This window comes from Amycolatopsis sp. NPDC043887, from assembly GCF_056435665.1.
In genome coordinates this window covers 538122-562272 of record NZ_JBWKEB010000003.1, presented here as the reverse complement: position 1 = coordinate 562272, position 24151 = coordinate 538122, and the positions used below count along the sequence as shown (strand labels likewise).

23 protein-coding genes are annotated in these 24151 nt (G+C 69.1%); 17 read left to right on the top strand and 6 right to left on the bottom strand.

Annotated features, from left to right (window positions below):
• The first annotated feature begins 44 nt into the window (after positions 1–44).
• The 6 genes from AC069H_RS12060 (at position 45) to AC069H_RS12035 (ending at position 9166) form a co-directional block, all read left to right on the top strand.
• Entirely contained in the window at positions 45–5873 is a 5829-nt protein-coding gene (locus tag AC069H_RS12060) for a type I polyketide synthase (RefSeq protein WP_478232254.1), read from the top strand.
• Between the two features lies 1 nt (position 5874).
• The gene (locus AC069H_RS12055) at positions 5875–6315 is read left to right on the top strand and encodes an acyl-CoA thioesterase (RefSeq protein ID WP_192745962.1); all 441 of its coding nucleotides are present in this window, start codon (positions 5875–5877) and stop codon (positions 6313–6315) included.
• Between the two features lies 1 nt (position 6316).
• Positions 6317–6889 carry a flavin reductase family protein gene (locus AC069H_RS12050; protein ID WP_478232253.1) on the top strand — a complete coding sequence of 191 codons (573 nt, stop codon included), beginning with the start codon at positions 6317–6319 and terminating at the stop codon, positions 6887–6889.
• Between the two features lie 182 nt (positions 6890–7071).
• The gene (locus AC069H_RS12045) at positions 7072–7260 is read left to right on the top strand and encodes a DUF6222 family protein (RefSeq protein WP_478232252.1); all 189 of its coding nucleotides are present in this window, start codon (positions 7072–7074) and stop codon (positions 7258–7260) included.
• A complete protein-coding gene (locus AC069H_RS12040) occupies positions 7257–8960 on the top strand; it encodes an acyl-CoA carboxylase subunit beta (protein ID WP_478232251.1) in 1704 nt (567 codons plus the stop codon). Before AC069H_RS12045 ends, AC069H_RS12040 begins: the two co-directional genes overlap by 4 nt.
• Before the next feature lie 11 nt (positions 8961–8971).
• Positions 8972–9166, top strand: a complete 195-nt coding sequence (locus tag AC069H_RS12035; protein WP_478232250.1) for an acyl-CoA carboxylase subunit epsilon — start codon at positions 8972–8974, stop codon at positions 9164–9166.
• Positions 9167–9850: 684 nt separating this feature from the next.
• On the opposite strand, the gene AC069H_RS12030 is transcribed toward AC069H_RS12035, so the two are convergent.
• Complete coding sequence (locus AC069H_RS12030) at positions 9851–10027, bottom strand: hypothetical protein (protein WP_478232249.1); 177 nt, start codon at positions 10025–10027, stop codon at positions 9851–9853.
• A 306-nt stretch (positions 10028–10333) separates the two neighbouring features.
• Here AC069H_RS12030 and AC069H_RS12025 point away from each other — a divergent pair, with 306 nt between their 5' ends.
• The 8 genes from AC069H_RS12025 to AC069H_RS11990 all read left to right on the top strand — a co-directional run bounded on the left by AC069H_RS12025 (position 10334) and on the right by AC069H_RS11990 (position 15200).
• Positions 10334–10456, top strand: coding sequence for a hypothetical protein (locus AC069H_RS12025; protein WP_478232248.1), 123 nt, complete (start codon positions 10334–10336; stop codon positions 10454–10456).
• A 97-nt stretch (positions 10457–10553) separates the two neighbouring features.
• Positions 10554–10856 carry a DUF6235 family protein gene (locus AC069H_RS12020; protein WP_478232281.1) on the top strand — a complete coding sequence of 101 codons (303 nt, stop codon included), beginning with the start codon at positions 10554–10556 and terminating at the stop codon, positions 10854–10856.
• Positions 10857–11077: 221 nt separating this feature from the next.
• Complete coding sequence (locus tag AC069H_RS12015; RefSeq protein ID WP_478232247.1) at positions 11078–11563, top strand: DUF6423 family protein; 486 nt, start codon at positions 11078–11080, stop codon at positions 11561–11563.
• An 8-nt stretch (positions 11564–11571) separates the two neighbouring features.
• On the top strand, positions 11572–12891 hold the full coding sequence (locus tag AC069H_RS12010) for an FAD-dependent oxidoreductase (RefSeq protein ID WP_478232246.1): 1320 nt from the start codon (positions 11572–11574) through the stop codon (positions 12889–12891).
• The gene (locus AC069H_RS12005) at positions 12884–13360 is read left to right on the top strand and encodes a DUF6187 family protein (RefSeq protein ID WP_478232245.1); all 477 of its coding nucleotides are present in this window, start codon (positions 12884–12886) and stop codon (positions 13358–13360) included. The genes AC069H_RS12010 and AC069H_RS12005 overlap by 8 nt, the downstream gene beginning before the upstream one ends.
• The gene (locus tag AC069H_RS12000; RefSeq protein WP_478232244.1) at positions 13332–13877 is read left to right on the top strand and encodes a carboxymuconolactone decarboxylase family protein; all 546 of its coding nucleotides are present in this window, start codon (positions 13332–13334) and stop codon (positions 13875–13877) included. Before AC069H_RS12005 ends, AC069H_RS12000 begins: the two co-directional genes overlap by 29 nt.
• Before the next feature lie 283 nt (positions 13878–14160).
• The gene (locus AC069H_RS11995; RefSeq protein WP_478232243.1) at positions 14161–14352 is read left to right on the top strand and encodes a hypothetical protein; all 192 of its coding nucleotides are present in this window, start codon (positions 14161–14163) and stop codon (positions 14350–14352) included.
• A 239-nt stretch (positions 14353–14591) separates the two neighbouring features.
• Entirely contained in the window at positions 14592–15200 is a 609-nt protein-coding gene (locus tag AC069H_RS11990) for a response regulator transcription factor (protein WP_478232242.1), read from the top strand.
• A 15-nt stretch (positions 15201–15215) separates the two neighbouring features.
• On the opposite strand, the gene AC069H_RS11985 is transcribed toward AC069H_RS11990, so the two are convergent.
• Positions 15216–17537 carry a sensor histidine kinase gene (locus tag AC069H_RS11985; RefSeq protein ID WP_478232241.1) on the bottom strand — a complete coding sequence of 774 codons (2322 nt, stop codon included), beginning with the start codon at positions 17535–17537 and terminating at the stop codon, positions 15216–15218.
• 356 nt (positions 17538–17893) lie between these two features.
• Between AC069H_RS11985 and AC069H_RS11980 the strand changes: the two genes are divergently transcribed.
• On the top strand, positions 17894–18514 hold the full coding sequence (locus AC069H_RS11980; RefSeq protein WP_478232240.1) for an L-threonylcarbamoyladenylate synthase: 621 nt from the start codon (positions 17894–17896) through the stop codon (positions 18512–18514).
• Between the two features lie 42 nt (positions 18515–18556).
• On the opposite strand, the gene AC069H_RS11975 is transcribed toward AC069H_RS11980, so the two are convergent.
• The 3 genes from AC069H_RS11975 to AC069H_RS11965 form a co-directional block, all read right to left on the bottom strand.
• Positions 18557–19243: a winged helix-turn-helix transcriptional regulator gene (locus tag AC069H_RS11975; RefSeq protein ID WP_478232239.1), complete on the bottom strand. Its 687-nt coding sequence runs from the start codon at positions 19241–19243 to the stop codon at positions 18557–18559.
• 47 nt (positions 19244–19290) lie between these two features.
• A complete protein-coding gene (locus AC069H_RS11970) occupies positions 19291–20094 on the bottom strand; it encodes an AfsR/SARP family transcriptional regulator (RefSeq protein WP_478232238.1) in 804 nt (267 codons plus the stop codon).
• A 164-nt stretch (positions 20095–20258) separates the two neighbouring features.
• The gene (locus AC069H_RS11965) at positions 20259–20864 is read right to left on the bottom strand and encodes a response regulator transcription factor (RefSeq protein WP_478232237.1); all 606 of its coding nucleotides are present in this window, start codon (positions 20862–20864) and stop codon (positions 20259–20261) included.
• A 438-nt stretch (positions 20865–21302) separates the two neighbouring features.
• Between AC069H_RS11965 and AC069H_RS11960 the strand changes: the two genes are divergently transcribed.
• On the top strand, positions 21303–22298 hold the full coding sequence (locus AC069H_RS11960) for a DUF1702 family protein (RefSeq protein WP_478232236.1): 996 nt from the start codon (positions 21303–21305) through the stop codon (positions 22296–22298).
• Positions 22299–22377: 79 nt separating this feature from the next.
• On the opposite strand, the gene AC069H_RS11955 is transcribed toward AC069H_RS11960, so the two are convergent.
• Positions 22378–23076, bottom strand: coding sequence for an AraC family transcriptional regulator (locus AC069H_RS11955; protein ID WP_478232280.1), 699 nt, complete (start codon positions 23074–23076; stop codon positions 22378–22380).
• Between the two features lie 464 nt (positions 23077–23540).
• Between AC069H_RS11955 and AC069H_RS11950 the strand changes: the two genes are divergently transcribed.
• Positions 23541–24146 carry a response regulator transcription factor gene (locus tag AC069H_RS11950; RefSeq protein ID WP_378444891.1) on the top strand — a complete coding sequence of 202 codons (606 nt, stop codon included), beginning with the start codon at positions 23541–23543 and terminating at the stop codon, positions 24144–24146.
• Positions 24147–24151: the final 5 nt, after the last annotated feature.

Here is a 24151-nt window from a genome sequence, read left to right as displayed (position 1 = left end):
GGATTCCGTGACTTGAGTCTTGAGAGCTAGGGGAGTGCGGTGGCATGAGCGTTGAGCGGATTTCGATTGTCGGTATCGGTCTCCGATACCCGGACGCCGGTTCCCCGGAAGAACTGTGGGAGAACGTCCTCGCCGGCCGCAGGGCGTTCCGGAGACTGCCCGACGAGCGGATGAACCGCGAGGACTACTACTCGCCCGACCCGAAGGCGCCGGACCGTTTCTACGCCCAGAAGGCCGCGGTCCTCCGCGACTGGGAATTCGACCGGATCAAGTACAAGGTCGCGGGCAGCACGTTCCGGTCGACCGACACCACGCACTGGCTGGCGCTCGACGTCGCCGCGCAGGCGCTGGCGGACGCGGGGTTCCCCGAGGGCGAGGGGCTGCCGCGGTCCGCCACCGGCGTGGTCATCGGCAACAGCCTCACCGGCGAGTTCTCGCGCGCCAACATCATGCGGCTGCGCTGGCCGTACGTGCGCCGCACGGTCGCGGCGGCGCTCGCCGAGCGCGGCTGGGCCGAGAGTGACACCGCCGCCTTCCTCCACGACCTCGAGGCGCAGTACAAGGCTCCGTTCCCCGCGATCGACGAGGACACGCTCGCGGGCGGGCTGGCGAACACGATCGCCGGCCGCGTCTGCAACTTCTTCGACTTCGGTGGCGGCGGGTTCACCGTGGACGGCGCCTGCTCGTCGTCGCTGCTTTCCGTGGTCACGGCGGCGAACGCGCTTTCCGAGGGTGACCTCGACGTCGCCATCGCGGGCGGTGTCGACTTGTCGATCGACCCGTTCGAGGTGATCGGTTTCGCCAAGACCGGCGCGCTCGCCAAGCGCGAGATGAAGGTCTACGACGCCGACTCCAACGGGTTCTGGCCCGGTGAGGGTTCCGGCATGCTCGTGCTGATGCGCGAAGAGGACGCGATCGCGCAGGGCAAGCGGATCTACGCCAGCATCGGCGGCTGGGGCGTCTCCTCCGACGGCAAGGGCGGCATCACCCGTCCCGAGGCGTCGGGTCACCGTCTCGCGCTGAAGAGGGCCTACGAGAAGGCGGGCTACGGCGTCGAGACCGTTTCCTACTTCGAGGGCCACGGCACCGGGACCGCGCTGGGCGACGCCACCGAGATCGAGGCGCTCTCCACCGCCCGCCGCGACGCCGACCCGCTCGCCGACCGCGCCGCGCTGAGCACGATCAAGGGCAATATCGGCCACACCAAGGCCGCGGCCGGTGTCGCCGGGCTGATCAAGGCCGCGCTGGCGGTCTACCACCAGGTCATCCCGCCCGCGACCGGTCACTTCGAGCCACACGAGTCGCTGGTCGGCGACTCCGCGCGGATGTACGTCCCGACCGAGGCCGGGCTGTGGCCCGCGGACCACCCGGTCCGCGCGGGTGTCTCCGCGATGGGCTTCGGCGGCATCAACTCGCACGTCACCGTCACCGAGGCGCCGGGCGCGGCCCGGCGCAAGGACCTCGACGAGCGGACCCGCTCGCTGGTCGCCGGACGGCAGGACAGCGAACTGCTGCTCCTCGACGCCGACGACGCCGCGTCGCTGCGCGGCAGGCTGACCGGTCTGCTGGAAGTCGTGCCGAAGCTCTCGCTGGCGGAGCTCGGGGACCTCGCGGCCACGCTTTCCACGGAACTGTCCGGGAAACCGGTCCGCGCCGCGATCGTCGCGACCAATCCCGAGGACGCCGAGCGCAAGCTGGCCAAGCTGCTCGACCTCCTCGGCGAGGGAGAGCCGGAAGTCTTCTCCACCGGAGACGGCATCTTCGCGGGCTCCCGCGTCAAGGACCCGAAGATCGGGTTCCTGTTCCCCGGCCAGGGTTCCGGGCGCGGTACGGTCGGCGCGCTGCGCAAGCGCTTCGCCCACGCCGACGACATCTATCGCGCGGCGGGCCTTTCGACCGGCGCCGACCAGGTCGCCACCGAGGTCGCGCAACCGCGCATCGTCACCGGTTCGCTCGCCGGGCTCCGCGTCCTGAAGAGCCTCGGCATCGAGGCGCAGACAGTCGCCGGCCACAGCCTCGGCGAACTCACCGCCCTGCATTGGGGCGGCGCGCTCACCGAACGCGAAGTCCTCAAGCTGGCCAAGATCCGCGGCAAGGTGATGGCGACCGCGAGCGACGGGAACGGTGCCATGGCGGGGATCGCCGCCGGGCCGGGGGTCGCCGAGCGGTTCGCCGAGGGCGAAGACGTCGTCATCGCGGGCTACAACGCGCCCGAGCAGACCGTCCTTTCCGGACCGGCGGAGGCGATCGACCGCGTGGTCGCCCGTGCCCGCGCGGAGGGCGTCACCGCCACCCGCATCAACGTCTCGCACGCGTTCCACTCGCCGGCGGTCGTCCCGGCAGCCGAGGCGATGACCGAGGAGCTCGCCGCGTTCGACTTCGCCAGGCTCGACCGGCCCGTCGTCTCGACGGTGACCGGTGACGTCCTGCACGCCGCCGAGGATCTGCGCGACCTGTTGCGGGACCAGGTGGTCTTGCCGGTCCGCTTCCGCGAGGCGGCCGCGAAGGTCGCCGAGCGCAGCGACCTGGTGATCGAGGTCGGCCCCGGCCACGTGCTCACCGGTCTGTTCGGCGAGATCGCGCCCGGCAAGCCGGTGCTCGCGATCGACACCGACAGCCCGAAACTGGCCGCGCTGCTGAAGGTCGCCGGCGCCGCGTTCGCGTTCGGTGCCCCGCTGGAGACCTCCGCGCTGTTCGACGGCCGGATCGTGCGGACCCTGCCGCTGGACGGGGAGTTCTCGTTCCTCGCCAGCCCGTGTGAGGCCGCGCCGTCCATCGGTGCCGACCTGACCCGCGATCGGGTCGCCGACCCCGCGGACCCTGCCGAGGCCCCGGCCGGAACGGCTTCGGAAAGCGGTGGCAGCAGCACCCTCGACCTGCTGCGCAAGCTCGCTTCCGAGCGGGTCGAACTGCCGCTCGAAGCGGTCACCGCCGACACGCATCCGCTCGACGACCTGCACCTTTCGTCGATCACGGTCGGGCAGCTCGTCAACGACGTGACCCGGGCGCTCGGCCGCCCGGCGCTGGAGGGCATGCCGAACTTCGCGACCGTCTGTCTCGGCGAACTCGCCGAGATGATCGACGAACTCGCCCAGACCGCGAAACCCGCCGAGAGCAACCAGGCCGAGGTCGCCGGCGTCGGACCGTGGGTCCGGCCGTTCGGGGTCGAGTACGTGGTCGCGCCGAAGCCGTCGCCCGATCTCACGCCGGGCCTCTCCACGGCCGAGTGGACGGCGTTCGCGCCGGACGGGCATCCGCTGGCGGAGCCGCTGCGCGCGGCACTGGCCACCTCGGGTGCCGGCGACGGTGTCCTCCTCTGCCTGAACGCGGACAGCGATGCCGGCGACGTCGGCCTGTTCCTCGACGCGGGCCGCGCGGTGCTGGCCGCGCCCAACGGCACCCGCTTCGTGGTGGTGCAGCACGGTCTCGGTGCCTCCGGTCTGGCGAAGACGCTGCGGCTGGAGGACCCGTCGGCCCGCACCACGATCGTCGATCTCGCCGACATCAACCCGGTCGACCTCGATGCCATCGGCGCCGCGGTGTCCACCGTGGTCGCCGAAGTGGCGGCGACCACCGACTTCAGCGAGGTCCGCTACGACGCCGCCGGGGTCCGCACGGTGCCGAAGCTCGCCGCCCTGACCCCGTCCGAGGCCGAAGGGACCCCGCTGGGGACCGAAGACGTCCTGCTCGTCACCGGTGGCGGCAAGGGCATCACCGCCGAGAGCGCGTTGGCGCTGGCCAAGGACTCCGGCGCGAAACTGGCGCTGCTCGGCCGGAGCGACCCGGCCGACGACGCCGAACTGTCGGAGAACCTCGGCCGTATGGCGGCGGCGGGTATCACCTACCGCTACGAACGCGCCGACGTCACCGACGCCCGTCAGGTGGCCGACGCGATCGGCCGCGTGCAGGCCGAGTTCGGCCCGGTCACCGCGGTGCTGCACGGCGCGGGCCGCAACGAGCCCGCCGCGCTGTTCTCCTTGACCGAGGAGAGCTTCCGCAAGACGCTGGCCCCGAAGATCGGCGGGCTCAACGCCGTCCTCGACGCCGTCGACAAGGACAAGATCAAGCTGCTGGTGACCTTCGGCAGCATCATCGGACGGGCGGGCCTGCGCGGTGAGGCGCACTACGCCACGGCCAACGACTGGATGACCGAACTGACCGTTCGCTTCGGCCAGGAGCACCCCCAGGCCAGGGCGATCGCCCTCGAATGGTCGGTCTGGTCGGGCACGGGCATGGGCGAAAAGCTCGGTGTCGTCAGTGCTCTGATGCGCGACGGCATCACCCCGATCCCGACCGAGGAGGGGATCGAGATCCTCCGCCAGGTCGTCGGCGATCCGGCCGCCCCGTCGGTACTGGTCGTCTGCGGCCGGACCGCGGGGCTGGTCACCCTGCCGGTGGAGAAGCGCGAACTGCCGCTGACCCGCTTCGTCGACCGGGCCGTTGTCCACTACCCGGGGGTCGAGCTGATCACCGAGGCCGACCTGTCCGCGGGCAGCGACCCGTATCTGGCCGACCACCTGCTCGACGGTCAGCTGCTGTTCCCGGCGGTGATCGGCATGGAGGCGATGACCCAGGTCGCCAAGGCCGCCCTCGGTGCGGAAACGCTGCCGGCGCCGGTGTTCTCCGACGTCGAGTTCCTGCGCCCGATCATCGTCTCGCCGGGCGGGGCGACCACGATCCGGCTCGCCGCGCTGGCCAGGGACGCCGAAACGGTGGACGTGGTGCTGCGCAGCGGGGAGACCGGGTTCAGCGCCGACCACTTCCGGGCCCGGCTGCGGTTCTCCCGGCCGGATCCGCTCGGCGAGACCGTCGTCCGCGACGTCGCGCTGCCGCCCGTCCCGGTCGACCCGACGACCGAGCTGTACGGCACGGTCCTGTTCCAGGGCAAGCGATTCCAGCGGGTCACCGGGTACCGGCGGGCCAGCGCGCGGCACGCGGTCGCGGAGATCGCGACCGGCGCCGAGGTCGACTGGTTCGCGCCGTTCCTCCCGCAGGAGAAGCTCCTGGCCGACCCGGGCACGCGCGACGCGATGATGCACGCGATCCAGTGCTGTGTCCCGGACGCGACCCTGCTGCCGCAAGGGATCGAGCGGCTGTACCTCGCCGAACCCGGCGAGCAGGACCCGGAGTACGTGCTCCTCGACGCCCGCGAGCGTTCGCAGGACGGCGACAGCTACCTCTACGACCTCGACGTCCGCAACCCCGACGGGAAGCTGGTCGAGCGGTGGGAAGGGCTGAAGCTGCGCGCGGTGCGCAAGCGTGACGGCGAAGGACCTTGGGTCCCGTCGATGCTCGGGTCCTATTTGGAGCGTTCCGTCGAACGGCTGCTCGGCTCGTCCCGCGCGATCGTCGTGGAACCGGACCCGGTGGGCGTCTCCGTGGAGACCACGCCGGAACGGCGGGCGCAGACGGCACTGGCCGCCGGCCGCGCCGTCGACGCCCCGCTCGAGATCCGCTACCGCCCGGACGGGAAACCGGAGGCCGACGGGGTCGAGGTGAGCGCGTCGCACAGCGCCGACCTCACCCTGGCGATCGCGGGCAGCGGCCGGGTCGCGTGCGACGTCGAAACCGCGATCGAGCGGACGCCCGAAGACTGGGCCGGGCTGCTCGGTGAGGATCTGCTGTCGGTGGGCGAACTGCTCGCCGCGGACGCCCGCGAGCCGCTTTCGGTCGCGCACACCAGGGTCTGGAGCGCGCTGGAATGCGTGCGCAAGACCGGGGACATGACGCAGGCGCTCACCGTGCACCGGGTCGACCCGGACGGCTGGGCGGTGCTTTCCCACGGTGCCGCCCGCATCGCCACCTGGGTGACGACCGTCAACGACCGGACCGATCCCGTCGTCTTCGCGGTGCTCCAGGGAGAGGAGAACTGACATGGCCGACTACTACGAAATCCTGCATACCGTCGGGTTCGAAGAGACCAACCTGGTGGGCAACGTCTACTACGTGAACTACGTGCGCTGGCAGGGCCGGTGCCGCGAAATGTTCCTGAAAGAGAAGGCACCCGCGGTCCTCGAGGAGGTCCGCGACGACCTCAAGCTCTTCACGCTCAAGGTGGATTGCGAGTTCTACGCGGAGATCACCGCGTTCGACGAGCTGTCCATCCGGCTGCGGCTGGAAGAGCTGACCCAGACCCAGGTCCAGTTCACCTTCGACTACGTCCACCTCACCGAGGAGGGCGAGCGGCTGGTGGCCCGCGGAAGGCAGCGGATCGCGTGCATGCGCGGCCCGAACACGGCCACGGTGCCCAGCCGGGTGCCCGAACAGCTGCGCGAGGCACTGGCCCCGTACGCGGTCGACGGCAAGGGGGAATGACGTGGGCACGCCGGACGAGCCTTCGCGGCCCGTGCTGAAACGCCTGCCGTCGCCCATCGCCCGTCGCCGGTTGTCCGCGCAGGCCGGGCTGCGGGAGGTGATGGGCCAGTTCGCCACCGGGGTCACCGTGCTGACCGCCGGCGGCGAACGGGCCCACGGGATGACCGCCAACGCCGTCACCTCCGTGTCGCTGGAACCGCCGATGGTGCTGTGCTGCGTTTCCCGCGCGGCCCGGATGCACGAGGCGATCGTGACGGCGGGTTCGTACGCGGTCACGGTGCTGGCGTCGGACCAGAAGGAGCTGGCGAAGTACTTCGCCGACTGGCGCCGCCCGGCCGGGCTCGCCCAGTTCGATTCGGTGGACTGGACGGCCGGTCCGCAGACCGGCGCCCCGCTGCTCGACGGCGCGCTGGCGTGGCTGGAATGCGAGCTGGCCGAGGTCTACGAAGGCGGTGACCACTCGATCTTCCTCGGCAAGGTGGTCGCCTCCAGCCGCGGCACCGCGCAGGACTCGCTGGTCTTCTACGGCGGCGGCTACCACCAGATCGACGGCCGGATCCGGGCATCGGCCTAAGTGGTCACCATCGGAAGTCCTCCAGGGGTCTCGACGGCCCAGCTTCCCGCTGGACGCACGGCCGCAAGGCCCGCGTACAGCACCGGTACGAGGACCTCGCGGCCGCACGCCCAGCGGAAACCTGGATCCGCCGAACACCCCGAAGGACTTCCGATGGCCACCACAATGGGAGAGGAAATGTCATGACCATCAACGAATCCGCCACCACCGCCCGATCGGACGAGACGCCCTCCCCGGCGCGTACGCCCGAGCGGCCGCCGGTGGTGACCACGATGCCCCGGCTCGGACGGGGGGTGTGCTGGCGCGACATCGTGCGCGAGATCGAACTCGACGAACTCGAGCGTGACGCCCGTATGCGGGAGGCGGCGTGAGCCTGCAGGGTGATCCGGGCGCTCAGCGCACGGAGGACTCCGAGGTGGTGCCGCTGCCGGAAGACCGGCTGCGGCGCTCCCGGATCCCGAGGGCGGGCGACGGGCGGGTGATCCCCCTCGCCCGCGGCGCCGAACCGGTGCACCCACCGCAACCGACGATGCCGTTGCTGCGCGCCCGGCGCGACGAGCTGCGTGAGCACATCGTCGAAGGGCGGCTCGACGGCGTCCGCCGCCAGCACTCGCTCGGGAAGCACACCGCGCGCGAACGGCTGGATCTCTTGCTGGACGCCGGTTCCTTCACCGAGGTCGAGCTCTACCGGCGACATCAGGCGAGCGGGCTCGGGCTGGCGGAGAACCGGCCGTACACCGACGGGGTGATCGCCGGCTCGGGCACCATCGACGGACGGCGCGTGTTCGTCTACGCGCAGGACTTCACCGTTTTCGGTGGTTCGCTCGGCGAGGCGCACGCGGCGAAGATCCACAAGGTGATGGATCTCGCGATCGCCACCGGTTCGCCGCTGATCGGGCTCAACGACAGCGGGGGAGCGCGGATCCAGGAAGGCGTCATGGCGCTCAACGGCTACGGCGGCATCTTCCGCCGTCAGGTCGAGGCGTCCGGCGTCATCCCGCAGATCAGCGTGGTGCTGGGGCCATGCGCGGGCGGGGCGGCGTATTCGCCCGCGCTCGCGGATTTCGTCTTCATGGTGCGCGACACCGCCCGCATGTACCTGACCGGGCCGGACGTCGTCGAGACCGTGACCGGGGAACGGGTCAGCCACGACGAGCTGGGGGGCGCGGACGTGCACGGCGCGTCGTCCGGCGTGGCGACCGTGGTGCACGACGACGAGGAGAGCTGCCTCGCCGACGTCCGCTACCTGGTCTCGCTGCTGCCGTCGAACTACCTGGAGCCCGCGCCCCGCGAGCCGTCACAGGACGCGGGCAAGGACCGGCGGCCCAGGTTCGCCGAACTCGTCCCGGTGGAGCCGAACAAGCCGTACGACATGCGCGACGTGTTCGCGGAATTGGCCGACGACGGCGAGTTCTTCGAACTGCACGAGCGATGGGCGCAGAACGTGCTGTGCGCGCTCGCGCGGATCGACGGGCGGGTGGTCGGCCTGGTCGGCAACCAGCCGGTGGTGTTCGCCGGCGTGCTCGACGGCCCGGCGTCGCAGAAGGCGGCGCGGTTCGTGCGGTTCTGCGACGCGTTCAGCATCCCGCTGGTGACGCTCGTGGACGTTCCCGGGTTCCTGCCGGGGGTGGAGCAGGAGCACTCGGGGATCATCCGGCACGGGGCCCAGCTGCTGCACGCCTACTGCGAGGCGACCGTGCCGCGGGTCCAGGTCATCCTGCGCAAGGCGTACGGCGGCGCGTACATCGTCATGGACTCGCGGTCCATCGGGACCGATCTCTCGCTGGCGTGGCCGACCAACCAGATCGCCGTGATGGGCGCCGAGGGCGCGGTCAACGTGCTGTTCCGCAAGGATCTCGCCGCCGCGCCCGATCCGGACGCGTTGCGCGCGCACCTGGTCGCCGAATACACCGAAGAGTTCATGAACCCGCAGTACTCGGCCGAACGCGGGCTGGTCGACGACATCATCGACCCCGCGGACACCCGGTCCGCCGTCGCCAGGGCGCTGGACATGCTGCAGGACAAGCGAAAGGCGGCGCCTCAGCGCAAGCACGGCAACCACCCGATCTGAACGGGGGAACCATGTCACCGTCCGGAATAGACAGTGCGCCCGCCTTCCGGGTCCTGCGCGGCGACCCGGAAGACGCCGAACTGGCGGCACTCGTCGCCGTCATCACCGCGTCGGCCTCCGCCGCGCCCCCGCCCGCGGCCCCGGACCGCTCCGCCTGGTCACCTCGAACCCCGGAGACCTGGCGTACCTCGACGCTGCGCTCTTGAAAGGGTAAGGCAAACGAGGTGAGCTGAGCCTGGTCATGGGAGCCGGTCACGTCTTGAGTGTCCACAAGGGACACTGCCGCGCCTTCGGCCCTGGTCGTGGGTCGAGGGGTTCGTGAGTGGCGTTTCGGGTTCTATTGAGGGGAAGGTCAAATGTGGCGTGCTGCGTGCTGCGTGCTGGAGGCCCGGCCTGCCGGGCTGATCGCGACCTCGCTGTCTACAAGGGACACAAAACACCCCTGCGTGCCCGATTTGGGCGTTTTGTGCGAGGGTCGTGGGTGGCAATGATCGTTCTAACCGTCTTTGCCACTCACGACCCCGGCAAGAAGCGGACATCATGACATCAATCGGGCGCACAATCGGCGTGAAGCGTCCCAGGAGGACACTTCACGCCGGAGTCGGCCGGCAAGTCAGTCCGGAACCCTGTTGTCTACGGCGGCGATCTCATCACGAAGTCGGCGAAGACGGCCCGCGTGACCAGGGATTCGATCGCGCCACATTTGACCTTCCCCTCAATACCTCGAAACGCCACTCACGACCCCCTCGTGAAGTGCCCAAAATGGACACTATCGCCTGATCGGCGTCCCTTGCGGATGGCCAAGAGCGCGCCAGGCTCCTGGCGGCCTACTCCACCGTTGACATGATCACGCCACCTTTGACTTGCCTCTCAAGAGAACTCGCGTGTGCTCACGCGAGACGTCGCGCGGCCTCGGTCTCCCGCCGCGGTGGATACGTACTGTGGCGGGCGTGCACCGCGACGTAGAGGATCCCTCCGTCGAGCACTGCTTCCAGATCCGTTCGCTCCCCAGGCTCGAACGGTCCCCCGCAGGCCGCACAGGTCCGCTGCCGCTCCGCGGCGCTCATTGCCGATCCCGCTGCTCGGGTACCGCCGGGTCGGGCCACGACAGGCCCAGCAAGTCGACGTCGACTTCGTCGTCGGCGTAGATCTCGTACGGGTCGAGGCGTTCGGTCATGGTGCGCTCCCTGGGTTTCGAGGTACCACAAGGGCACTACCGGCGGCCCGTCGGCGGCGACTTTTCCTTTGCTCACAGAGACCTCCGCTCGTCCTCGAGCGGGTCACGATCGGACGGGTCCATCCTTGGTTGTCAAGTGAGTCGTTCATCGAAGGCCGGGAGGAACATCATGACGGCACAGGTGCGAATTTGGGTCGTGACCGATGATTTCGACCCGCGCGGGGCCACGGAGGCCGGCGCGGCGGCGATCGTCCCGGAGCCGAGGCAGGCCGTCGAAAACGATTTCCCGGCCGAGCACATCGTCCTCGGTTACAACTAGACACGGCGCACGGACGAAGAAGACCGCCCGGTATCGCGCGCGCGACCATGAAGATCGCCCGCGAACCGGCCAGACCACGAGGAGGCCTCCGGTGGCCATGCGCCTCCAGCTCACGTCGGGTTTGCAGGTGTTGGAAGAATGGGCGATCAATGCTCCGCAGGCCGACCGCAATGTCGTCTACGAAGCGCTTTTCGCGGTGGCGGACGGCTCCGCCTTCCTCATCTACGACATTTTTGGCGACAGCAGGGAACCGCATCAGTTTCTTTTTATGGTGAAACACGATCTCGTCATTCGTATCGGGATCGATCGCGCCGATTCCTCGTTCGAGATCGTCTACATCGGGGCGCTGGAGCAGGGCACACCCGCGGCGGCCTGGGCTGAGGAATCCGACGAATCCTGACCCTGGTACCGCCGAACGGCCCAGTCCGGGCGGGGAGTGGATCATGTGTTCCTCATCTTGACATCGCCCAGTTCAGCGTGAAATTCTTCCGGTGTTTGCGGCTGGGGGGATCATGCCGGGGATTGAATTGCGATATCGAGGTCTGGGAGGCGTGAAAGATGTCATCACCTGAATTCCCGGGATTGGATGTTTCCACTCGGGTACGCGCACGTGACATTCAGATGGCCGGGGTCGCCGACGTCCGGCGGCGGGTGCTGATGATCTCCGGGGCGATCGACACCACCGAGCACGACATCTCGGTGAGTGTCAATCTCCCGGAGCCTGGCCGCTGGCAGGTGATCAAGTCCGAGACCAACCTGACCGACAAGACCTGGGTCGCGATGCAGGTCGTCACCGACGAGGACTCGACCTTCGTCAACGACGCCGACACGCTCGTCCTTTCCCGCCAGTTCTCGAAATCCTTCATGACGCCGGATCAGCGCCGCCTCACCTTCTACGACGGTGAAGTCCGGCCCGGCGAAGCGGTGCTCAAGGTGTACTCGCTGGACGCGGGCGGGCGGAAGCCGACCTACTCCTACTCCCGCTACAGCCCGATCGCGACCGACACCGCCGAGCAGTCCCGGCAGACACTGGACGACATGATCGGCAACGGGATGAAGCAGCGTCCCGTGATCGAGCTGATCGTCCCGGTGACCGTGATCGGCTGAGTACGCCGGTGATCACCTTCGTCCCGGAACCCCATCTCCTCGAATCGCCGCGCGGGCGTGAGTGGCCGGTGCTCCCCGGCATCCGCGCGGCGGCCACCGCCGAACCGCCGTCCGCCGCCGACGTGGTCGTCGTCGGGGCGGGCCCGGCCGGCCTCGCGGTCGCGTCCGCGTTGTGGCACCACGGAGTCCGCGACATCGTCGTCGCCGACCGTGACGGCCGTCCCTGCGGCCGGTTCTTCGACCGGATCGATCTGCTCGGCCAGCGCGTGCTGCGGTCGCCGTACGAACACCACCCCGGCGTCGAGGGGTACCGCGACTGCGAACTCCTGGACTTCGCCCGGCTGCACTGGTCGGTGCTCACCCCGGTGGAACGCCGGGAGATCCGCATGGCGCAGGCCGGGCACCGCTCGGTGGTCCCCGTCGACGTCTTCGAGGCCTACTGCCGTCATCTGGCGGCGAGTCACCACGTCACCGAACGGACCTGGCGCGGTTCGGTCCGCGAGGTGCTGCCGACCCCGGACTCCGTCACCGTGCGCGCCGATCGGTTCTCCGTCACCGCGCGGCACGTCGTGCTGTGCCTCGGCGAGGAGCGCCGGTCGGCCCCGGACACCTGGTGGGGCGGCGGCCATCCGCCGCGCGGGGTGAGCTACTGGGACGAACCCGTTCCCGGCGACGGGCGGCGCCTCGCCGTCGTCGGTGCCGGCCTCACCGCCGCGCATCTGATCTCCAACGGGCTCGCCCAGGGCCGCGAGGTGCACTGGGTGGTCCGTGAAGCGGGCGAACGCTACCAGTGCGCCGACGTCAACTCGTCGTTCTTCCGGCCGGAAGGCCGCGCTCGTTTCGACGGGGTGAGCTGGTCCGACAGGCTCGAACTGATGGGCCGGTTCCGCCGCGCGTCGATCATGTTCGAGTTCCGCCCGATGCTCGAAGCGGCCGAAGCCGAAGGGCGCCTGATCGTGCATCGCGGCAGGGCGATCACGAAGGTGACGCCTGGTGTCGGCCTCCACCTCGAAGACGGTTCGCGGGTGTCCGCGGACCACGCCGTACTGGCGCTCGGCACCACGCCGTCGATCGGGGACGGCCTGATGCCCGGCGAGGCCGTCCTCGACCGCGGCGGCTGGCCACAACTGGACGAACGCACCTTCGCCTACCTCGGCGCGCCCCGGGTCTTCGCCGTCGGCGCGGCAGCGGGGATGGCGCTGGGGCCCGCAGCCCGCAACATCGACGGTCACCGCGTCGCCACCGCGCGGGTCGCGGCCACCGTCGCCGAGAACCTGCGCCGGGACGTCCCGCTGCGCGCGGCCACGAAGGACGTCGCCCGTGTCTGAGCCTTACGACTCCCGCTTCACCCTGCCGTCGATCGACGACGCTCCCTCGACCGAGGCAGGGGTGATCCTGCTGGGCCTGGACGCCGGACGCCTGCTCGCCGGCGTCGGGCTCGCCCGGCTCGCCGACGAGCCCGCGCTGGTCGCCCTCGCCGTGGACCAGGCCCGGCACGACGCGCTCGACCTCGGCACCGAAGCGTTGGTGGACGCCGGGATCCTCCGCTGGCGCGCGGTCCGCCCGTTGATCGAAGCAGGTCCGGAGATGGCGTCGGCGGGTTCCCTGCGCCGAGAATGGGAACACGCGACCGCGCGGGTCACCGCCACGGTGACCGGGCTGGGACCGGCGTCGGTGTCCTGCCTCGCGGCCTGCTGGCTGCGGCGCGACGACGTCGACGAGTTCGCCGAACACGGGCGGGCGCCGGAACAGGGGAGCGGTACACACGATGTCCTATCTCGGATCTTTGCCGACTGACGCCACGTTGCTGCAGGTGTTCCAGCGGTTTCCCGCTCCGGCGTCGAAGCTGCTGGACCTGCACGAGCTGATCATGCGGGCGCCGTCGGCGTTCGGCCCTGGGGAACGGGAGCTGATCGCTGCCTACGTCTCCGGCGTCAACGACTGCCAGTACTGCCACGGCGTCCACACCGTCACCGCGGAGGCTTTCGGTGTGCCGGAAGGACTTCTGGCGGCCGCGCTGGACGACCTCGGCTCCGCGCCCGTGGACGAGCGAATGAAGCCCGTGCTGGCCTATGTGGGCAAGCTGACCCGTACGCCGTCTCAGATGACCGAACAGGACGCCGAGGCCGTCTTCGCGGCGGGCTGGGACGAAGCCGCGCTGCACGACGCGGTGCTCGTGTGCGCCTTGTTCAACTTCATGAACCGGATGGTCGAGGGACTCGGGATCCGCGCCGACGCCGCGTACGCGCGGACGTCCGGCGTGCGGCTGAAAGAGGGCGGATACGCCGGCCTGGCGACCCTGCTCGGCTCCTGACCCGCTGTCCATTGTGGACATTTGATTGGTCTGTTCGGGGTATTCCCGTGACTGTCGGTGATCCGTGTCGGAAAGAGATCACTTCGGCGCGCACCGTCACCGATGACGGTGCGCGCTACTCCATTCGATGGCGCTGATCGCGGGAATGGCGCAGTCGGGAGAACCTTCCGGAGTAGGTAAAAAGCACATTCCCGCGATGATGTACGACACTGGCTGTGAACTGGGCACTCGGGCACGATTACCTCATCGAACAAGAAAACCCGACCAGCCTGGGAGCCATTCGATGAAGAACGCTGTGACCGACAACGTCCGTTCGCTCTTCGCCGTCCGGGGGATCGACACCGCTTCCGCCGAGCACCAGGTCGAGCTGGTGATCGACCGGTTCGACAACTGGAACAACCAGCCGTGCGGCAAGGTCTTCAACTGTTTCACCACCGTCTGCACCACCGCTCCGCCGCTGGCCGAAGCCAGCTGAGGGCACCACGCCGGCCGTCGCTCGCGCCCCCGAACGCGAGCGGCGGCCGGTTTCGTGTGCGGAGGCCACGGCACGATGACGGAAAGCGACCGGGCGAGGCATGGAATTCGTAGCGGTGCGGTTCATTCGGCGTATCGCCCCCAAAGGGACAGATCGGGCGCATCACTCGAACGGTGGAACGCGTTCCGAACTGGCGTGTTTATGTTGGGTTATGGGGGTGTGCACGAAGGGGGCGGCGTATGACGATCAGAGTTCTCGTGGCCGAAGACATGCACATCGTCAGAGGGGCCCTCGTGGCGTTGCTGCGCTTGGAGCCGGATATCGAAGTGGTGTCCGAAGTGGCGTCCGGCGACGAGATCCTCGCCGCCGCGCGGGCGTCGCGGACCCAGGTCGCGATCATCGACATCGACCTTCCAGGCAAGGACGGACTCACCGCGGCCACCGAGATCCACGAGCAGCTTCCCGAAGTCAGGACCCTCATCCTGACCAGCCTTGGCAGGCCGGGCACGCTCCGCCGGGCGCTGGCGGCCAAGGTGAACGGATTCCTGCTGAAGGACGCCCCCGCGGAGAAACTCGCCAACGCCGTGCGCGGTGTGGCGGCCGGGAGGCGCATGGTCGACGGCGACCTGGCCCTCGCCGCCTGGGACACCGTGGAATGCCCGCTGACCCCGCGGGAGATCGACGTCCTGCGGCTGACCGCCGAAGGCCGCGACACGCTGGAGGTCGCGGCGAAGGCCTTTCTCTCCACCGGGACCGTGCGCAACTACCTGACCTCGATCGTCGCGAAACTCAACGCGCGCAACCGGGTCGACGCGATCCGGATCGCCAGGGAATCCGGCTGGATCTAAGCCGAGTACGACCCGCTAGACCGGCACCACCGCGCGCAACCGGAAGCGGCCGTCGGATTCGACACCGGCGGTCAGTTCCCCGCCGAGCCCGGCGACGCGGTCGGACATGTTGGTGATGCCGCTGCCCGGGGCCTCGATCCGTCTCGGCCGATCCGGGTCCGGCGGGTGCCCGTTCTGGACGCCGTCGTTGACGATGTCGAGCGCGACGCCGTCGCCGGTCCGCCGCACGGCGATCTCGCAGCGTTCGACCTTGCTGTGCCGCAACACGTTCGTCACGCCCTCGCGCAGCACCACGGCCAGCACCGTCCGCACCGTCGCCGGCAGGTCCTCGTGCTCGACCTCCAGCCGCACCTGGACGTCGGCGGCCGTCAGCACCGCCTGCGCCGAGCGGGACTCCTGGTCCAAGGACAGTTCCCGGTAGCCGCTGGCGACCGAGCGGACGTCGGTCAGCGCCTGCCGGGTCAGCCCGAGGATCTCCAGCAGCTCGTCGGAGGCCCGGTCGATGTCGATGTCCATGATCCGGCCGGTCAGCTCGCTCTTCAGCGCGATCGCCGAGAGGCTCATCCCCAGCAGGTCGTGCAGGTCGCGGGCGAACCGCAGCCGTTCCTCCGCGACCGCGACCTCGGCTAGGCGTTTCCTGGTTTCGCCCAGTTCCGTCACCAGCCGGATCAGCCAGATGAGCCCGAAGACCATCAGCCCCGTGTTCAGCATGGACGCGAAGGTGTAGAAGCCGCCGAGGAAGTCGGCGCCCGCCGCGAGCCGGATCCACAGCACGCCCGCGGCCGTCAGGGCGAACGCCGTCCAGCCTGCCAGCGGCGGCAACACCAGCAGCGCGGTGCCGGCGAACAGGCTGGGCATGCTCACCCAGGCGTTCCCGAGCGGGATCAGCGGCAGGAAGATCAGGCAGGCCTGGACGAACAACAGCGCGTAGCTCTGCCGCGAGCGCAGCCGGACGTTCGGCCGGGCGAAATAGGACAGCTGCAGCGTGATCGACGCGGTGAGGTACCCGGCGATGAGCGCGATGGACCAGAGGTCCTCGGTCAGCATGAAGGCCCGGGTCATCGCCGAGAGACCGAAGAGGATGAAGATCACCGTCAGCGTCCATTGGACGTTCCTGGCGTCGATCCGGGACCAGTGGCCGGGCGCCTCGGCCAGTACCGTCTCGGCGGGCTCGATCTGGTCGGGCACCGGGAGTTCGGTGTGCAGCCGCCAGCGGCCCGCCGCGTCGGGACCGGCGCTCAGCTCCCCGCCGTGCCTGGCGACCTCCTCGGTCACCTCGCGCAGGCTCTCCGCCGTTTCCTCCGGGAGGTCCTCGTGCGCCGTCCCGTCGTGGACGATCTCCAGCACGACCCGGCCTTCGTGCTCGCGCACGGAGATCTCGCAGTGCTCGACGCCGGTGTAGCGGAGCACGTTCGTGATCCCCTCCCGCAGCACCTTTGCCAGCACGGTGCGCAGCTTCACCGGCAGCTCGACGGGTTCGAGGTCGGCCCGCACGGCGACGTTGGACGCCGAGAGCAGCGACACCGCGGTCCGGGACTCCTTCTCGAGCGACAGCTCCCGGTAACCCCTCGCCACCGATCGCACGTCGGACAGCGTCCGCTGCGCGGTCCCAGTGATCTCGGCGAGTTCCGCACGCGCCCGGTCCAGGGATTTGCGCAGCAGCCGGAGCACCAGCTCACCCTTGAGCGCGATCGCGGACAGGCTGAGCCCGAGCAGGTCGTGCAGGTCCCTGGCGAAGGCCAGCCGCTGTTCGGCCACCGCGCGCCTGGCCAGCTCGGTCCTGGCCTGGTGCAGTTCGGTCACCAGCCGCGCGAGCCAGGTCAGCAGGTACACGACCAGGCCGTAGAGGATCGCGGTGAGGCTGTCGAGTACTGCTCCATGCCAGGTGGCGTCGTACGTCCACAGGATCCAGGTCGTGGCCGTCATGAGCACGGCGAACACCGTCCACCCCGTCCGCGGCCGGAACAGCAGCAGCGCGCTGCCCGCCGCGAGCGTGGTCAGCGAGGTCAGTGCCGCGTCGAAGTGCAAGGTCGGCAAGTAGGCCAGGCAGGCCTGGACCACCAGCATCGCTTTCGCGCGCCCCGTGTCGAGGCGGACCGCCGGACGGCTGAAGTACAACAGCTGGATCGCCAGTACGGGGCCGACGTACAGCACCGCGAGCAGCCCGTGCCAGAAGTCCATGTCCGGCCGGAGCAGCACCGCGAGGAGACCGACCAGGCAGGAGTTGACGAAGACGACGGTGATGATCAGCCCGGCGAGGAACAGCGCCCGGCGAGGCCGCCGGTCGATCCCGGCGGTTCCCAGAGGTTCGGCGGTCACAGCGAGCTGGTCCGGCACAGGCACCCCAGTGGTAACAGGAGACGGCTCGATCGGGTCGCGTTCCCCTCGCGACGGCCCGGCCGCCCTACGGCCTTCCATGGCTATGCTTCGGATCATAACCCATGTTCGTTACCCGGGTTGCTCCTACGGACAAGGAAGAACGGCGAACAGGGAGACGCTTTCCCCGCTGGGGACAGGGAAATTCCGCCGGCCACCCGCTCGGGTGTGGGCTGTTCGCACCACCGGCTTCGTCGCGGAACATGCCACGATGGAAGACGCCGGAGCCGAAGACGGGGTCCGGGGAGATCCACTGTGTACGCGGCGCCGTGCGGCCTCTCGCGGCGGGCGGGGCCCAGTGGCCTTAAGCTCTGCGCATGGCCAGGTATTTCGACGTACATCCGGAAAATCCGCAACGGCGCGCGATCGGACAGGTCGTCGACATCCTGCGCGAAGACGGGCTCATCGCGTATCCGACGGATTCCTGCTTCGCCCTCGGCTGCCAGCTGGGGAACAGGCAGGGTATCGACCGCATCCGGAGCATCCGCAAGCTGGACGACCGCCACCACTTCACCCTGGTGTGCCAGGATTTCGCTCAGCTGGGCCAGTTCGTGCACGTGGACAACGCGGTCTTCCGCGCGGTCAAAGCGTCCACCCCCGGCAGCTACACGTTCATCCTCCCGGCCACCAAGGAGGTTCCGCGCCGGCTGCTGCACGCCAAGAAGAAGACCGTCGGCGTGCGCATCCCGGACCACGTGGTCACCCAGGCGCTGCTGGGCGAACTCGGCGAACCGCTGCTGTCGAGCACGCTGCTGCTGCCCGACCAGGAGGAGCCGATGACCCAGGGCTGGGACATCAAGGAACATCTGGAGCACGTGGTGGACGCGGTGATCGACTCCGGTGACTGCGGGGTCGAACCCACCACGGTCATCGACTTCTCGTCCGGGGAACCGGAGATCGTGCGGCGGGGCGCCGGCGACACCTCACGGTTCGAATAGGAACGGCGGGACCGGTGCCCCGGTCCCGCCGCTGGAACGTCCTCAGTGCGTGACGAGCCCTTCGGTCTTCGTCGGCGCCGAGGGGATGTGGAACATCCGGGTGAACAGCTCGAGCTTGTCCGGATCGCCCTTGACCGCCACGGCGCCGCTGGTGAGCGCGCTCGCGGCGTCCATCTCACCGTTCAGCAGTTTCAGCATGACCGGGCCGCGTGGCTCGATGACGAGGTCCGGGTCCGGGTGCGGGCCCTCGCCCGCGGTCAGCTCGCCGTCCTCGATCACCGCGTGGATGACCATCTCACCGCCGTAGTGCAGTTCGAACGCGCAGCGGACGCCTAGGGCCGCGTCCGGCTGGAACGTGGTGTACAGCGACAGGACGGCCGAGTCGAGGGTGAACAGGTCGTCCGCCGTCGGGTCACCGAGCGAACGGGCACCCCACAGGCCCAGCTGCAGCACGATCTGGTCGAGGTCGCTGCCGTACTCGGTCAGCTCGTAGACCACGCCGGCGTCGAGCTGCGAGAGCACCCGGCGCTGGACGACACCGTGCCGCTCCAGTTCGTTGAGCCGGGTCGACAGGATGCTCATCGGGATCTTCGGCAAGCCCTGTTGCAGCTCGTCGAAGCGTTTCGGGCCGAGTACCAGGTCACGGATCACGAGCAGGGACCAGCGTTCCCCGATGATCTCGAGGGCGCGGGCGAGGCCGCAGAACTGGCCATAGGTGCGAGCGGTCATGCTTGTCTCCTCATATTCCTTGATCTGGTGGTGGCGGTGGTGCTCGGTCAGCGGACCGGGTGTCCCTCGGAAAGCAGTTCGCGGTGCAGCTCTCGCAGTTCTGCGCTGGGTTTCACCCCCAGTTCGTCCTCGAGCCTGGTGCGCAGCCATTCGTAGGACGCCAGGGCGTCGCTGCGCCGTCCGCTGAGCCCCAGCGCACGGATCAGGTGGGCGTGCAGGGTTTCGTCGAATGGGTCCGCCGTGGTCAGCGACCGCAGCACGCCGAGCATCTCCCGGTGGTTGCCGGCGCGGATCTCGGCGTCGATCCACAGGTCACGGGCATCGCGCCGGTGCTCCAGCAGATAGACGGTGTAGGCGGCCAAGGTCGGTCCACAGTGGATGTTCGCCAGCGGGGGACCGGACCACAGGTCCAGTGCGGTACGGAACGTGTGCGCCGCCGCCGCGTCGTCGCCTTCTTCGAGCAGTTCGCGGCCGAGCCGGTGGAGCCGGTGGAACTCCCCCACGTCGACCACTCCCGGGTCGATCTCGAGCCGGTACCCAGGCGGGCTGGTGACCAGCAGATCGCCGGTTCCGCCGGGATCGAGGTGACGGCGGAGGTGGTGGACGTAGGTGTGCAGGGTCCGGCGGACACTGCGGGGCGGGGCTTCGTTCCACAGCTCGTGGACGAGGGAGTCGACATGGACCGTCCTGCCGGGGCGGATGAGCAGCATCGCCAGCAGTTGCAGGAGTTTCGGTGTGCTCGGCGCACGATCGGTGGCACCGATGTGCAGTTCGAGCGGGCCGAGGAGCCGCGCGCGCACCCCGCGCGGCGCACCGACCGTGTCACCCGGTTCGATCGTCATCGCGTGCATCCCCTGCCCCTCCGGACTCCCCCGCAATGACGGTGACAGAGGCGGAACCTTCGGAACAGTGCCGGAAACACATGGCGGACCGTGATTTTTTCTTTGCCTCGCATGCGATCGTCACGACTTGGAGCGCTGATCCGGTTGTGGCAAAAGAGAAGACGCGAAGCAGGTCAGAGCCAGTCCGAATCGACGGCGATGCGGATGGCGTCCACCCGGTTGCGGGCGTTGAGTTTCGTCACCACCGTGGCGAGATAGTTCCGGACCGTTCCCGGTGACAGGAACAGTTCCGCCGCGATGTCGGCGACCGTGTGCCCGTTCGCGGCGAGGCGGAGGATCTCGAGTTCCCGCGGGGTCAGCGGGCAGTCCTCGGTTTCCCATGCGGACAAAGCGAGTTCGCTGTCGATGACCCGGCGGCCGGTGGCGACCGAGCGGACGGCGTTGGCGAGTTTGTCGGCGGGCGCGTCCTTGAGCAGGAAGCCGTTGACCTTCGCGTCGAGCGCGCGGCGGACGGTGCCCGGACGGCCGAGCGACGTGAGGATCAGGGTGCGGACGTCCGGAAGTTGCTGGCAGAGCTCGGAAGCGGCCGTGAGCCCGTCTTTGGCGGGCAGATCGATGTCGATGATCGCGACGTCCGGCAGGTACTCCGCCGCCATCGGAAGGATCTTGTCGCCGGAACCCACCTCCGCGACGACCTCGATGTCTCGTTCGAGGTTCAGCAGAGCGACCAAGGCGCCGCGGACCAGGTGCATGTCCTCGGCCAACAGGACTCGGATCACTCCGACCTCCTCTTCCCCAGAAATGCCGTAACTCTCAGTGTACATAGCAAACCCGTAAGAGTGAATCTGATTCGCACGATACAAGGTTGCGGTTTTCGCGGCGGCAGGTTCAGCATGATCGATTCACTGTGAGCTGGGCCGATGGTGCGCTTCGAGTGTGCTGAAACTGCGAGCGGCCGATTACTCACTGTCATGACCAGTGGCGGGCATTAACGGTGGTCCGAGTGCTTTTCCTTCCCTGTCGAGTACATTCCATTCAGGTGAATTCGCTCGGCGAACGGGTGAATCCGCCCCCTTTCGCGAAAGCGGGGTTGGCCTGTTCGGCGGTACCCGGCGCCGACTCGATCGGGCGTCGAGCGGGTGGAGATCGCGGCGTGGTGTCCTCGGCACTAGCCGGTTCGCGCGCGAATTCACCACTATCCACAAAGGACGTATGTGATGAGCTCATTGCTGGGTGCTCTGCGTAAGCTGATGTTCGCGCCTTCGCTGGCTTCGGTCGGCTTCGAGGGGCGCGGGTTCGGAGTACCGCCGACGCCGGCGACCGCCCGCCTGGAGTCGATCCCGCAGTCGGTGGTGTGCGGCTTCGAATGGGGGATCGACGCGCCGGCGTTGTGGGAGGCCGAACGGCGGCTGGACATGGTCGAGCCGGAGATGCGCGGCTTCGCCTACGAGGGCGCGGCGATGGCGTTCACCATCCTCGACGTCATGCCCGGCGGCCGGAAGGACCGCACGGCCGAACTGATGAGCGGTCCCGGGCTCCCGCACGTGTTCCTGACCTACATCGGCATCGGGTTCGCGATGGCCCGCCTGCCCCGGCCGCTGTGGAAGAAGGTGCTGCCCGACCTCGACGGCGTCCCGTTCCACCCGACGATGAGCTGGCTGGCCGTCGACGGATACGCCTTCGACCGTGCCTACTTCGACACGGGCAAGTGGGTCGGCGAGCAGTTCGTCCCCAAGCCGTACCCGTGGGCGGGCGCCCCCGCCTACTTCCCGCGCGCCTGCGACCAGGGCATCGGGCGGGCGTTGTGGTTCATCAACGGCGGCGACCCGGGGAAGGTCGCCGAGGCGGTGAACCGCTTCCCCGCCGGACGCCGCCCGGACCTGTGGAGCGGCGTCGGGCTGGCCTCGACCTTCGCGGGCGGCTGCGACCAGCCAGGGCTGGTGAGGCTGCGCGAGTCGGCGGGTGAGCATCGGGACGAGCTCGGTCTCGGCGTCGTGTTCGCGGTGAAGGCGAGGACGTTCTCGTCGTTCGTCCCGCCGCACACTCGCCGCGCCGCGCGGACGCTCGCCGGGCTGAGCATCGAGGAGGCCGTCGACCTGGCCGACTCGACCGAGGTCACCGAGGACGCCGAGGACGGGACACCCGCGTACGAGCTGTGGCGGCAGAACATCCGGGACGGTCTCGCCCCCGCGGCGGGCCGCCTGTCCGCCTGAGGTCGGTGTGGACGTCAGGAAAGGGTCGTTCAAGACGTCCTGCGTCTTGAACGACCCTTTCCTGACATGCGGGTGAGGGTCAGGCCGCCCGCCTGACCGGCTCCGGCCGGTGCCGCAGATCGGGGAGCGCGAGCAGGACCGGCGGGTCGAACAGGTGCTTGGGGCGCACCCGCAGGTCCGCCAGCCGCGCGGTGACACCCGGCTCCACGGTGATCGGCCCGTGGTGCCCGGTGAGCCCGGAGCCGCGGCGCGTGAGCGGCCCGGTCACGCAGTGCGCGACGAGGTGCCAGGTGCCTTCCGGGACGTCGGTCAGCTGATAGGGGCCGGGGACGTCGATGACCGTGTGCCGCACGGGCGCGCCCTCGGGAATGCGGGTCGGGAAGAGACCGACGAACACGAGGCCGGGTGAGATCTCCGGCGGCGCGGACACGAAACCGCGGACCATCGCCGGCTTCGCGCCGGGAAGGGGTTCGCCCGCCAGGCGGTGCTGGAAACCAGCCTGCCGGCGGTACGCCGAGGGAGAGAGGCCCACGCGGTTGCTGAACCGCGTGCTGAAGGTGCCGACACCGTTGTAGCCGACGCGGTGGCTGATGTCGGCGACCGAGATCGAGGTCGTCAGCAGCAGGCGTTTGGCCTCGTCGAGCCGCAGCGCGGACAGGAACCGGCCGGGAGAGACGCCGGTGGCCTGCTGGAACACCCTGCTGAAATGGAATTTGCTGAAGGTCGCGGCGCGGGCGATGTCGTCGATAGTGAGCTCTTCGCCCAGTTTCTCGTGCATGGCCCCAATGGCTCGCTCCACGGCTCGCCGGACAGTCTCATCCATTGTGCCGTCCTTTCGCTCGAGGATTTCTGGGTTGTTTGCGGTTTCGACACTACTGTTCGCGACCGCTACTCCTGAAGTGCTTGATTCATCGTCCGATATGAATTCATGTGCGCGGCGACATGAAAATTTCACGGTCATCCGTACCTCGGCAGGCCCATGCGAAAACCACGGTCCGGCAATGGTGCGCGCACTGGATCCCCGCGCCGGGTGGCCGCAGAATTCCTGGCAACGCATTCACGTCGGAACCCCCCGACCGTGTTGGCGTGGTGCGAAGAACGTATTCCCGCGACAACACAGAACCGGCCCTTGACCGCGCACCCCTCGGTGGTCAAGGGCCGGTTTCCATTTCGCGGAACGGGTATGTGAGGATAGTATCGTCGGTCGGGGGAGCGACGCGGGCGGAAAGGCAGATGGGGTCGATGATCAAGGTCCTGGTGGCCGAGGACATGCACATTGTCCGGGGGGCACTGGTCGCGCTGCTCGGCTTGGAAGCCGATATCGAGGTCGTCGCCGAATGCGCGAGCGGCGACGAGATCCTCCCGCTCGCCCAGTCCACGCGCCCCGACGTCGCGCTCATCGACATCGACCTGCCGGGCAAGGACGGGCTCACCGCGGCCGCCGAGCTGCATGAGCGGCTGCCCGGGGTCCGCACGCTGATCCTCACCTCGCTCGGCAGCCCCGGAACCCTGCGGCGGGCGCTGGCCGCGAAGGTCAACGGCTTCCTGCGCAAGGACGCGCCCGCCGACAGGCTCGCCAACGCGGTCCGAGGGGTCGCCGCCGGGCGGCGCGTCGTCGACGGCGACCTGGCGCTCGCCGCCTGGGACAGCGAGGAATGCCCGCTCACCACCCGCGAGATCGAGGTGCTCCGGCTGGCGTCGGTCGGCTCCGACCCGACCGAGATCGCCGCCGAGCTGTTCCTGTCCGCCGGTACCGTGCGGAATTACCTGACGACGATCGTTTCGAAGCTCAGCGCCCGCAACCGGGTCGACGCGGTGCGGATCGCCAGGGAGTCCGGCTGGCTGTGACGCGG